We start from the raw sequence: 10,434 nt of genomic DNA on the forward strand, positions 1-10,434 counted from the left end.
GGCATATTGCACCAGAGTCGAACGAGATAGAACACGGATGCCACGGATAAATCACGGATTTACACGGTAAGACAGAAGACCCGTAAGCATCACACTCCCTCTATTTCAAATTGCCGTCGACGAATCACCGATTCGAATTCACTTGGTGTGTCCAACTTTTTTCTTCCCATCTAATCCGTGTACTATCGGTTCGGAATTCATAACTTCTAATCGACGGCGTCGCTTGGGTTAGAATCGAAGGATGGATACCAATGCCGAAGAAAACCCGTTCGCTTCGCCGTTGGCCGAAACTCGCGAAGGTTCAACGCTTCCCTTGTTGACGGTCGGCAGTTCGCCAATCGATATCTCTGGTATTTGTGCTATCTGCGAGCGCCCTGCGGTGCACGATTATGACCAGCAATATCCGTTCTCAAAATTGATCGTCCATTTTTCGTTGTGCGACGATTGCGACTGGCGACAGAAGTGGCAGCTCCGGCACTGCTGGGTGGAGAAATGGCTGATCTATGGAATCGGCTTGTTGCTGATTTGGATTCCGGTCACGATCGCTATCTCGTTGATCAAAAGTTTCACTCCCGCTCGCTGGCCTTTGACTCCACCAGAGGAAGCTTGGATCACGTCGATCCCCATTTCGCATCTCGCAGCGTGGTTGGTCGTCATTGCGGTCTCCTTGTTACTGCGAATCCCAAGCGTTTTCCCCCGTTCGCCAGAGAAGGTATCGCAAGGGAAGTACCGCGTGCATCCTCGCTCCTCCACCTTCGAGCAAAGTTTGCACGAATATCGTGAGGCCTCGGCATGACTGCGGCCGAAGAAAACCCGTTTGCCTCGCCGCATTCCGCTCAGGCGCCGCGTCGTGATTTGCCTACCGAAATCGAAGCGACGTCGCCGATCGACGTGCGTGGGTATTGCTATAGTTGTGGCGCGAAGGGAGAAAAAGATTTTCAACAAGACTTCTATGCAGGGCGGCTGCTAGTCGATTACTCGTTGTGCCAAAATTGTTTCTGGCGCCGGCGCTGGCAACGCTGGTCTTTGATCGTGAATGCCGCTTTGTTGCCAGCCATCGTGTTGATGGGGGTAGTGTTACTAGGATTGAGCGTGACGGCATTCGTTTTTTCCCTTTTCAAGGTAAAGCCCACCCTGGTGATATCGATTGTGCTGGGACTCAGCGTGTTTGGCTGTCTATTCTTCGCGGCGCTGCTAGTTTTCTCGAATGTTACCCTGCGAATATTCGCCGTCTTTCACTGGTACCCGATCAAGCTGCGCCACGGTATTTATCGACTGATCGCACTCGACCGAAACTTCGCCGCAAATTTCTTCCAGCAATCGGCGGAGGCAGAATGAACGAGCCGCCGGAAAATCCGTTTGCTTCGCCTGGGGTGGAAGAGACCTTCGTTCGCCAGACCAAGGAGGCCATCCCCACCGCAGAAGAAGTCTGGAACGACAAGTTTGTGATGCATTTCGGGATGATTGTGGGTGATTCTCCCCTGGCTTTGCCGGCGGTCTGCTTGCACTGTGCAGCCGATATTAGCGACGATCTGGGGGTACGAGAATGTGATCAATTTCATCGACTCCGACTCTTGGAAGCAGAGAAACCCGTTTGCTTGAAGGTTGCCTACTCGGTTTGTTCGACCTGTATTGAAGTGGCAAAATCTTGGCGTGACCGACGTAGCAGCGCTCTCTATTTCATTATGGCCTCTGCATTGGGCGGAGCTCTTTTATTTGCGGGGATGCTCATCGCCACTGCATCCAATGGAGTTTCGGATGGGATGATGTTGAATCTCTTCTCTCTTTGCGCCATCGCTGGCGTTGGCGGATTCTTCCGCGTCGCCTATTGCGAATCAAAGTTACCCAAGCGACTTGTGCTGAAAAACTTTGCCAGCAACACGATGACCCTCTCGGGCGCCGGTTGGAAATTCATCCAGCGTTTTCGCTGAGTATCGGGTGCCGATGCGCAATCGACGCATTGCGCGTTACAATTAAGGCAGAGCAGGAATAAGTGGGCGGCGCAACGACAAAGAGCAAGCAATTATGCAAGGCGAACGAATCCCAATCGGCGAAGTTACCCTGAACGTCGTCATCCGCGGCGAGGGCGAGCCGATCTTGCTAGCGCACGGGTTTCCGCTTGATCACTCGATGTGGGAAGCGCAGATCAACGTGTTGGCGGCCGAAGGGTATCAGGTGATCGCGCCCGACCTGCGCGGGTTTGGCGACAGCGATCCTGCGACCGACAAAACGACGATGACCCAGTTTGCCGACGATCTCTCGCGTCTGTTGGCCAAGTTGAATGTGACTCGCCCGGTCACCTTCTGCGGACTCTCGATGGGTGGCTATATCGCGTGGCAATTCTTTCAGCGACATCGGACGCGGTTGGCGCGCTTGATCTTGTGCGACACGCGGGCCAACGACGATGACGAAAAAGTGGCGCGAGGTCGATTGGTGATGGCGGCCGAAGTAGAGCGCTTTGGGATGGACAAAGTGCCAGACACGATGATCCCCAAACTGATTTCGCCGATCTCGCTAGAGAAGAATACTGCCGTCGTCGAGTCGTTGCGCGCGATGATCTTGCGGCAAGTCTCGCCCAGCGTCGCCGCCGCACAACGGGGCATGGCTGAGCGTGAAAATGTAGTCGATATCCTGCCGACGATCGACGTACCAACGCTGGTGATCTGTGGAGAAGCGGACTCGATCACGCCGCCAGAGGTGATGCAAGCGATCGCCGCCGCAATCCCCGAAGCGAAATATTCTGAAATCGCCGGCGCCGGTCACATGGCGCCGATGGAACGTGCGGTAGAAGTGACGACTGCGATCTTAGACTTTTTAAAGCAAAAGTAAGAGTCCGCAGTGCTCTGAGCGTGCCAGGCAATTGCGTGTTTGATTACCCGTCGGTATCGAGTTTCGCGATGTCGGGCGAGATCTCTTCCAACTCCATCCGCAAGAATCGCTTCACTTGATTGGTCGTCTTCATTTGCAGCGCGCGAGCCAATAGCGATTCGGCTCGTTCGATGGTGATCTGCGACGCGAGTTGTTTGATTGTCGGCACAAATGCAGGGCTCATGCTGAAGCTGCGCAGTCCCATTCCCAATAGCAAGATAAACGCGCGAGGTTGGCCTGCCATTTCACCGCACAGGGTGACCGGCACGCGGGCCATGTTGCAGGCGCGGATGACGTCGTTCAGCGTGTGCACTACTGCCGGCGCAAGCGGTTGGCACAGACTGCTGACCTTGGGATTATCGCGATCGGCCGCCATCAGGTATTGGACTAAATCGTTAGAGCCGATCGAAACAAAGTCGACCAGGTCGAGCATCGAACGGATCACGACCGCCGCCGCAGGAACTTCTAGCATCATGCCAACTTTAACAGCAGTGAACGGCTTTTGCTCTTCGGTTAGGCGACGCTGAGCGCGACGCACGAAGCTGCGAACTTTGCGAAGTTCTTCGACCGTTGTGATCATCGGAAACATCATGCGCACTTCGTTTCCCTCGATGCCGACGCCTGCCTGCAGGATCGCGCGAATCTGAGACATGAAGAACTCTGGATGCTCAAACGATAGTCGAATGCTGCGCCAACCCATGAACGGGTTCGCTTCGTTGTGGTTGTGCCCCAGATAAGCGACTGTCTTGTCGCCGCCGATGTCGAGTGTGCGAATCGTGACGCTACGGTTTGGACTGGCGTTGATCACCTGGCGATAGATGCCGATCTGCTCGGCCTCGTCCGGCACGTTTTCGTGCGTTAGATAAAGGTATTCGGTGCGATAGAGTCCCACTCCGCCGGCGCCCATCGCTGACGCGGCTTCGGCATCTTGGACGTTGTTGATGTTGGCCATCAAGTCAATATCTAGACCGCAAGCGGTGCGCGCTGGCAGATCGCGATTCGAGGCCAGTTGATCCTTCAGGTCGAAGAATTCGCGCTCGAGCTTTCGATAGGCCGACAGCTCTTCTGCTTCGGGATTGATGACGACAATCCCCTCGCCGCCGTTGACCACTACCGTGTCGCCGGTTTTCACGCGGGCCGCAATCCCGGGGACTCCGGAGACTGCCGGGATGCCGCGACTGCGGGCAATGATCGCGGCGTGGCTGGTTTGACTGCCGCGTTGGGTGACGATTCCGTGGACGTCGGCGTCTCCCAACGCGACCGCTTGCGACGGGAGCAATTCTTCGGCGACGACGATCAGCGGCCCTTTCAAGCAGCCATCGCCGCCATCGGGATCATTGAGGACATCGGTCAGGTAGGCGCTGAGCCGGACGATCACATCGCGGATGTCGTTTAGACGCTCCTGCAAATAAGGATCGCGCATCCGAGAAAAGAGCTGGGTGTACTCATCCAGCAGTCGATGCAGCGCACCTTGGGCTGTCATCCGCTCGTCAACAATCCAGTGGCGGATCTTATTGGTGAAGGCCGGATCACGCAAAATAGTGCGATGGGCCGAGAAGATCGCCGCTTCGTCTTTGCCGACCTGGGTCTCTACTTTCTGCTGCAGCGCACTGAGATCGGACGAGGTTTGGTCGCGCGCAGTCTCATAGCGGGCCAGCTCTTGAGTAATCTCGTGAGGCTCTAATTCCGTCTTTTCAGGATTCACGAAAATTTCGAGAATGCAGTAGGCGGTGCCGACGGCGACTCCGGGGGAGACTGCGATCCCCTTATGTAGGTCTGACACGGTCGAAAAACCCGCCCTTAGCATTGGGTTTGCAAGTGATACATCCGCTCGCGATTATAGTGGGGATTCGACCGAGACATACCCTCGGTCCACAAATTCCCGTCTGTTGATTCGCATCGAATTGGGGTAAAGTTGGCATTGCCGCGACTGCTAAATGGCGTTATTTAACCAGCTTGTGACGTTTTTTCAGCGTGGCTATACTAGTAAACTTTGACTTCCGCCCCTGGCTATCGCTAGGGATTCGATAGGATTTTGGGACGCCGGCATGCGATTCACCCTGATTGATCGAGTTACCGATCTGGTTCCGGGCGAGCAAATTATAGCGACCAAATGCCTATCGCTCGCCGAAGAATATTTAGAAGATCACTTTCCGAAGTTTCCGGTTATGCCGGGCGTGATGATGCTGGAGGCGATGACGCAAACCAGCGCGTGGCTAATTCGTGCAACCGAGAATTTCGCACATAGCGTGGTGATTCTGCAGGAAGCCAAGAATGTCAAATACGCCGACTTTGTCGAACCGGGGGAAGTGTTGACGGTTACCGCCGACTGGGTGAAGCAAGAAGGACGCTTAACCTCGCTGAAAGTAAAAGGAACCGTCGCCGGTAATATGGCGGTTAGCGCCCGATTGGTGCTAGATCGTTACAACCTGGGTGGGGATGAAATGAGCCCCACAGATCACTATGCGATCGCCAAGTTAAAAGAAGATTTCAACTTACTGTATCCTGAAAGCCGCCGAGCCTAATCGGCGGCTCCAAGTAAGCCGCAGTGCGGCAAGCGATGATTTTACCCACCTTGGGTGAGATGCATACATTTCCTGGTTCAGCTTTGGAGAACGCATTCAGATGCCGACGGAACAAGAAGTCTTCGAGAAGGTTCGCGAGGCCTTAGTCGACGCTCTAGGAGTTGACGAAGACGAAGTAACTCCGCAAGCGACGATGGTCGGTGACCTCGGCGCGGAATCCATCGACTTCCTCGATATCGTCTTCCGACTCGAGAAGGCCTTCAACATCGAGATTCCTCGGGCGGAACTGTTTCCCGAAGATATCTTGACGAACGCCGAATACGTCAGCGACGGAAAGGTCACTCCTGAAGGACTGTCCGAGTTGAAAAAGCGGATGGCGTTCGCCGACCTGTCGAAGTTTGAACAAAATCCGAAAGTTTCGGAGTTCGGCAACTTGTTGACTGTCAAAGACATGTGCAAATATGTCGAAAGCAAACTGGCCGCTTAATGAATTGCTGGGCTTTGTGCTGATTGCAAGCGGCGATCAGCACAAAGGTCTAGCTGGAAGGGATCAGCGGAATGCGTTGGTATTGGGTTGATCAATTCATCGAATTCGAGAGTGGAAAATCGGCCAAGTCGATCAAATCGATTTCGCTTGCCGAAAGTCATCTGCACGACCATTTTAAGGGCATTCCGATTATGCCCCACTCGCTGGTGATTGAGGGAATTGCTCAAACCGGCGGGCTGCTGGTAGCCCAGTATTATGATTTTCGGGAACGCGTGATTCTGGCCAAAGTTTCGAAGGCCACCTTCCACTTTGCTGCGGTCCCCGGCACGCAACTGATTTACTCTGTCGAAGCGCACGATATCCGTGAAGATGGCGCCTATATCTCGGCGACCAGTCATTGTGGGGATCGATTGCACGCTGAGGTTGAACTGTTTTTTGCTCATCTGGACGAGCAAGACAATGACCGACAGTTATTTGATACCGCCGATTTTCTGCAGTTGCTGCGTATTTATAAGATCTTTGATATCGGCAAAATGCCGGACGGTACCCCCATCCAGCCGCCGCAGTACATGTTGGACGCGGAAGCGGCGACTTTGGGTTTAAATTAACGGTTCTCGGTATTGAATCGGGCCGATAATATCTAAGCGGAGCAAACTTGCGTGTAACGTGGGACCGCTTGTCGGCGCCTGATAACCGGCAGACTTTGCTTAATTTCTCTTGTTTGGAGCTCCGGTCGTCATGAGTCGACGAGTCGTCATCACTGGAATCGGCATGATCAATCCGATGGGACACGACGTCGAGACCGTCTGGTCTGGTCTGAAAGAATCCAAGTCGGGCGTAGCGCGGACCACCGTCTTTGACGCTTCCAACTTTCCGACCAAAATCTCGGCCGAAGTGCGCGGCTGGAGCATTGAGAAGTGCGGTGAAGATCTCAGCCGTTGGCAAAACATCGGACGACATACGCAATTTGCGATCGGCGCAGCCAAGCAAGCAGTTTCCAACTCTGGCGTGCTGGATGGTTCACTCGATCCAACCCGAATGGGCGTCTATCTCGGCTGCGGAGAAGGGGATCAAGATTTTTTCGCGTTCACCACCATGGTGACTGCCGCGATGTCAGGCGCCGGCGATTTCGATAAGGCTGCGTTCATTCACAAAGGCTTAGAAACGCTCGATCCTCGTCGCGAACTAGAGCAAGAGCCAAGCATGCCCAGCGCGCATCTAGCGGCGTTGTTTAACGCCCAAGGTCCGAACGCTAACTGCTTGACCGCGTGCGCTGCTAGCAGCCAAGCAATCGGCGAAGCGACCGAACTGATCCGCCGCGGGACGGTAGACGTCATGCTGTCTGGTGGAGCGCACAGCATGATTCATCCCTTTGGAGTCACCGGTTTCAATCTGTTGACGGCGCTGTCGACCAGCAATGACGAACCGACCAAAGCATCTCGTCCGTTTGATCGCTTGCGGGATGGGTTTGTTCTGGGCGAAGGTTCGTCGATGGTGGTGCTGGAAGAATTAGAGCACGCCAAGGCGCGCGGCGCCCATATCTATGGCGAAGTGCTCGGCTACGGCACGACGGCGGATGCGTTCCGAATTACCGATACGCATCCCGAAGGCCGCGGAGCGATTAGCTGCATGAAGATGGCGATGGCTGACGCCAAGGCGAACGCAGAAGACATTGGCTACGTCAACGCCCACGGCACGAGCACCGAAGTCAACGACAAGGTCGAGTCGCTCGCGTGCCGCAAGGTATTTGGCGATATGGCCGATAAGATTCCGGTTTCCAGCACCAAGAGCATGATGGGCCACTTGATCGCCGCGGCCGGCGTCACCGAGGCGATCGTCTGCTTGTTGGCGATTCGCGACAATGTGCTGCCGCCCACAATCAACTACGATAACCCTGATCCGAACTGCGATCTGGACTACGTACCAAACTTTGCCCGCGACGCGAAAGTCGACATCGCACTAAACAACAGTTTCGGTTTCGGCGGGCAGAACATCACGCTCTGCCTAGGAAGATTTAAAGCGTAGTCGCGAGTCGCTAAACTTCAAATCTCGCCACTGCGGCGCGAAGTTTATCGGCAATAGTCGACAGTTCGACGCTGGTGTTGTTGGCCGCGGTTGCGTGCGATGCAGTCATTTCAGCCGCATTGCTGACGGCGACAATCTCACTAACAATTTGTTCGCCTGCGATGTTTGTTTCCGAAATGCCGTCGGCGACCGTTTGCAGCGAGGAAGTCGCCGAGTTGACGCTGGTGACGACATGCCGCGTCGTCACGTTCTGCTGTTCGACTGCAGAAGCGATGGATTGCGACATCGCGTCGAGTTCGGCGATGACATCGGCGACACGTGCAATCGATTCGATGGCGGCGTTGCTCGACTTTTGGATGCCGGCAATGCGGCGACTGATATCTTCCGTCGCAGAGGCCGTTTGCTTCGATAGCACTTTCACTTCGCTCGCGACGACGGCGAAGCCTTTGCCTGAATCGCCGGCGCGGGCCGCTTCGATCGTCGCATTCAAGGCCAGCAAGTTGGTTTGCTCGGCGATGTCTTGAATCGTATTGATAAACGTGCCGATCTCGTTTGCAGCGTGCCCCAGTTCATCAATCGTCGTACGACTTTCGCCGGTCAATTGACTCGCAGTTCGAGCCGAGCCCGAGGTTCGCTCGGCATTTCTGGCAATCTCGGTGATGCAAGACGACATCTCACTCATGTTGGTGGAGATCAGCGAGAAATTCCCCGAGATCCCTTCGGTCAGGTGATTCATCGAATCGATCTGCGCCGAAATTTCTTCGGTCGCCGAAGTCGCGCTGGCCGAACGGGCTCGCGTATTGCCGGCTTGCTCTGACAAAAAGTGGGCGGTCGTGGCCATGTTGCCGGAGGCGCCGCTTAAGCTTTCCGCCTCGCGCGTAAGCCCCGAGATGATTTCGCGGAGGCTAAAAATTAGTTGATTGAAGGCGGTTGCGAGTTGACCGATTTCGTCTTCGCGACGAATGTCGAGCGTTTCTCTCAGGTTACCCTGGGCCACGCGAGCGGCCAGCGCCGTCATCTGCGATAGCGGTTTGGTAATCGAGCGGGTTAGCATCCAAGCGATCAAACCGCCAAGCAAAATTGCGATTCCACCGGCAAGCGTCGCACGTTGCGTCGAAGTCGCCGCTTGTTGGGCCGTTGCCGCGGCGATTTGGGCAGCCGAAGTTTCGGCATTGTGGGCAATCTGATCGACCAACGGTTCGATCTTATGCACCGCGGCGCGAAGTTGTTCTTCTAGATCAGCGAGTTGGACGTCTTCCTTCACGAGCGCATCAAACGCAGTGAGGTAGACGCCGATTGAATCTTGAATTTTGGCGACCGCTGGGGGATCGACTTGCGAGTTGGTAAACGCCGCAACAAAGTCGCCGGCCGCAGCATGAGTTTGCGTGACGTACTTGGGGTCATTTCGCTGCAGATAATCTTTTTCATGACGACGAATCATCAGGAGTTTCGCCGCAGCGCCTGCAACATAATATTTCCGCAACTCGGCTTCCATCTGCGAGCTCGCCGCTTTCAAGCTTGGGGTGCTGTCTTGGCCGGCGACATTTTGCTCAAGTGCCGTAACGACGCTGTTCAGCAGCGCCATTTCCGTTTTTTTCAAATCGTCACTGTACTGGTTGCTTTGCAACGAGGTTTGAATGCCTTCGATCGCTTTGACGAGCGACTTGCGGTTCGCAGTTTGTTGGTTGGGATCATCGTTGGCTAATCGTTGCAACGTCGCTACTTGCAGATACAGCTCATCGATTTCGTAAGTTTTGACTAGGTCTTCCAGGTCATGGACGACGTTACGAAAGTTGCCTTGCAATCCAGAATTGTGGTCCAGGCCGCGACGAGTCCAGCTTTCGGTTAGCGCGACGAACGCGTTTTGGTAGTTCACTGCGGCAGCTGAGATCGCTTTGGCGTTGGAGGCGGCGACTTCATCAGACAATGAGTGAGCGAGCGCTTCGATATTGGCCGTATCGGCTAGCAAACTTTGACAACAAGCGGCATGACTCTCGATATATTTCGGATCGCGACGCAGGAGGAAGTCTTTCTCATTGCGACGACACTGGAGCATCGTAACGTTTGCTTTTTCGGCCAACGTTTGCAGCATGATTTGACCGCTCAGCAAAGCAGCGTAATTGTTCACGCTTCGAACAATCGCCAGGTGATAGATCGACATCCCGATCCCCATGACAAGCAAGACGATCGCGAATGCTCCCCCTAATTGGTAACGAATACTGACGCGACCGAATGGGTTCAGACGCAATGCTGCTGGCTGGTTGAGATCGCTGCTGGTCACGGTACATGCCCCGGGCAAAGAGTGCTGGCTGGAAATCACAGAGAGAGCCGGCCAACGCGGTCTCCCCTTCGGAGGGAATAAGATTGGCAATCAAAAATAGACCGCGATTGATCGATGTGGCGAAAAATCAACGTGCGGTCCTCCGTAGATCAACGGCGGGATGGTTTGCCTAATCGCAAGAATCGGATTTTCCGGCCTTTTCGGTCGTCGGTTTTGGGCAGAAAGCGAGAGATCTGGGGGGCGGCAAG

At 54.7% G+C, this 10,434-nt stretch carries 10 protein-coding genes; 8 read left to right on the top strand and 2 right to left on the bottom strand.

Annotated elements, in window-relative coordinates:
- Positions 1 to 241 precede the first annotated feature (241 nt).
- From SH421x_RS01440 to SH421x_RS01455, 4 genes are all read left to right on the top strand, one after another.
- Positions 242 to 796 carry a hypothetical protein gene (locus SH421x_RS01440; RefSeq protein WP_488853524.1) on the top strand — a complete coding sequence of 185 codons (555 nt, stop codon included), beginning with the start codon at positions 242 to 244 and terminating at the stop codon, positions 794 to 796.
- Complete coding sequence (locus SH421x_RS01445; RefSeq protein WP_488853525.1) at positions 793 to 1,338, top strand: hypothetical protein; 546 nt, start codon at positions 793 to 795, stop codon at positions 1,336 to 1,338. Before SH421x_RS01440 ends, SH421x_RS01445 begins: the two co-directional genes overlap by 4 nt.
- Entirely contained in the window at positions 1,335 to 1,931 is a 597-nt protein-coding gene (locus SH421x_RS01450; protein WP_488853526.1) for a hypothetical protein, read from the top strand. The genes SH421x_RS01445 and SH421x_RS01450 overlap by 4 nt, the downstream gene beginning before the upstream one ends.
- Positions 1,932 to 2,025: 94 nt before the next feature.
- Positions 2,026 to 2,829, top strand: a complete 804-nt coding sequence (locus tag SH421x_RS01455) for an alpha/beta fold hydrolase (RefSeq protein ID WP_488853527.1) — start codon at positions 2,026 to 2,028, stop codon at positions 2,827 to 2,829.
- A gap of 43 nt (positions 2,830 to 2,872) precedes the next feature.
- On the opposite strand, the gene ptsP is transcribed toward SH421x_RS01455, so the two are convergent.
- On the bottom strand, positions 2,873 to 4,651 hold the full coding sequence (ptsP, locus tag SH421x_RS01460) for a phosphoenolpyruvate--protein phosphotransferase (RefSeq protein ID WP_488853528.1): 1,779 nt from the start codon (positions 4,649 to 4,651) through the stop codon (positions 2,873 to 2,875).
- A gap of 265 nt (positions 4,652 to 4,916) precedes the next feature.
- On the opposite strand from ptsP, the gene SH421x_RS01465 reads away from it, so the two are divergent.
- From SH421x_RS01465 to SH421x_RS01480, 4 genes are all read left to right on the top strand, one after another.
- Positions 4,917 to 5,393 (top strand): 3-hydroxyacyl-ACP dehydratase FabZ family protein, encoded by a 477-nt coding sequence (locus tag SH421x_RS01465; RefSeq protein ID WP_488853529.1) that lies wholly within the window; start codon positions 4,917 to 4,919, stop codon positions 5,391 to 5,393.
- Between the two features lie 100 nt (positions 5,394 to 5,493).
- Positions 5,494 to 5,880, top strand: coding sequence for an acyl carrier protein (locus SH421x_RS01470; RefSeq protein WP_488853530.1), 387 nt, complete (start codon positions 5,494 to 5,496; stop codon positions 5,878 to 5,880).
- 71 nt (positions 5,881 to 5,951) lie between these two features.
- Complete coding sequence (locus SH421x_RS01475) at positions 5,952 to 6,488, top strand: hotdog family protein (RefSeq protein WP_488853531.1); 537 nt, start codon at positions 5,952 to 5,954, stop codon at positions 6,486 to 6,488.
- A gap of 130 nt (positions 6,489 to 6,618) precedes the next feature.
- Positions 6,619 to 7,905, top strand: a complete 1,287-nt coding sequence (locus tag SH421x_RS01480) for a beta-ketoacyl-[acyl-carrier-protein] synthase family protein (protein WP_488853532.1) — start codon at positions 6,619 to 6,621, stop codon at positions 7,903 to 7,905.
- A 10-nt stretch (positions 7,906 to 7,915) separates the two neighbouring features.
- On the opposite strand, the gene SH421x_RS01485 is transcribed toward SH421x_RS01480, so the two are convergent.
- Positions 7,916 to 10,186, bottom strand: a complete 2,271-nt coding sequence (locus SH421x_RS01485; RefSeq protein WP_488853533.1) for a methyl-accepting chemotaxis protein — start codon at positions 10,184 to 10,186, stop codon at positions 7,916 to 7,918.
- Positions 10,187 to 10,434 lie beyond the last annotated feature (248 nt).

The organism is Blastopirellula sp. SH421 (genome assembly GCF_057808535.1).

What these genes read in the sequence shown, in the direction of transcription:
- SH421x_RS01445 (WP_488853525.1), top strand. Translation starts at nt 793, where the DNA reads ATGACTGCGGCCGAAGAAAACCCGTTTGCCTCGCCGCATTCCGCTCAG.
- SH421x_RS01440 (WP_488853524.1), top strand. Translation starts at nt 242, where the DNA reads ATGGATACCAATGCCGAAGAAAACCCGTTCGCTTCGCCGTTGGCCGAA.
- SH421x_RS01480 (WP_488853532.1), top strand. Translation starts at nt 6,619, where the DNA reads ATGAGTCGACGAGTCGTCATCACTGGAATCGGCATGATCAATCCGATG.
- SH421x_RS01455 (WP_488853527.1), top strand. Translation starts at nt 2,026, where the DNA reads ATGCAAGGCGAACGAATCCCAATCGGCGAAGTTACCCTGAACGTCGTC.
- SH421x_RS01475 (WP_488853531.1), top strand. Translation starts at nt 5,952, where the DNA reads ATGCGTTGGTATTGGGTTGATCAATTCATCGAATTCGAGAGTGGAAAA.
- SH421x_RS01470 (WP_488853530.1), top strand. Translation starts at nt 5,494, where the DNA reads ATGCCGACGGAACAAGAAGTCTTCGAGAAGGTTCGCGAGGCCTTAGTC.
- SH421x_RS01450 (WP_488853526.1), top strand. Translation starts at nt 1,335, where the DNA reads ATGAACGAGCCGCCGGAAAATCCGTTTGCTTCGCCTGGGGTGGAAGAG.
- SH421x_RS01465 (WP_488853529.1), top strand. Translation starts at nt 4,917, where the DNA reads ATGCGATTCACCCTGATTGATCGAGTTACCGATCTGGTTCCGGGCGAG.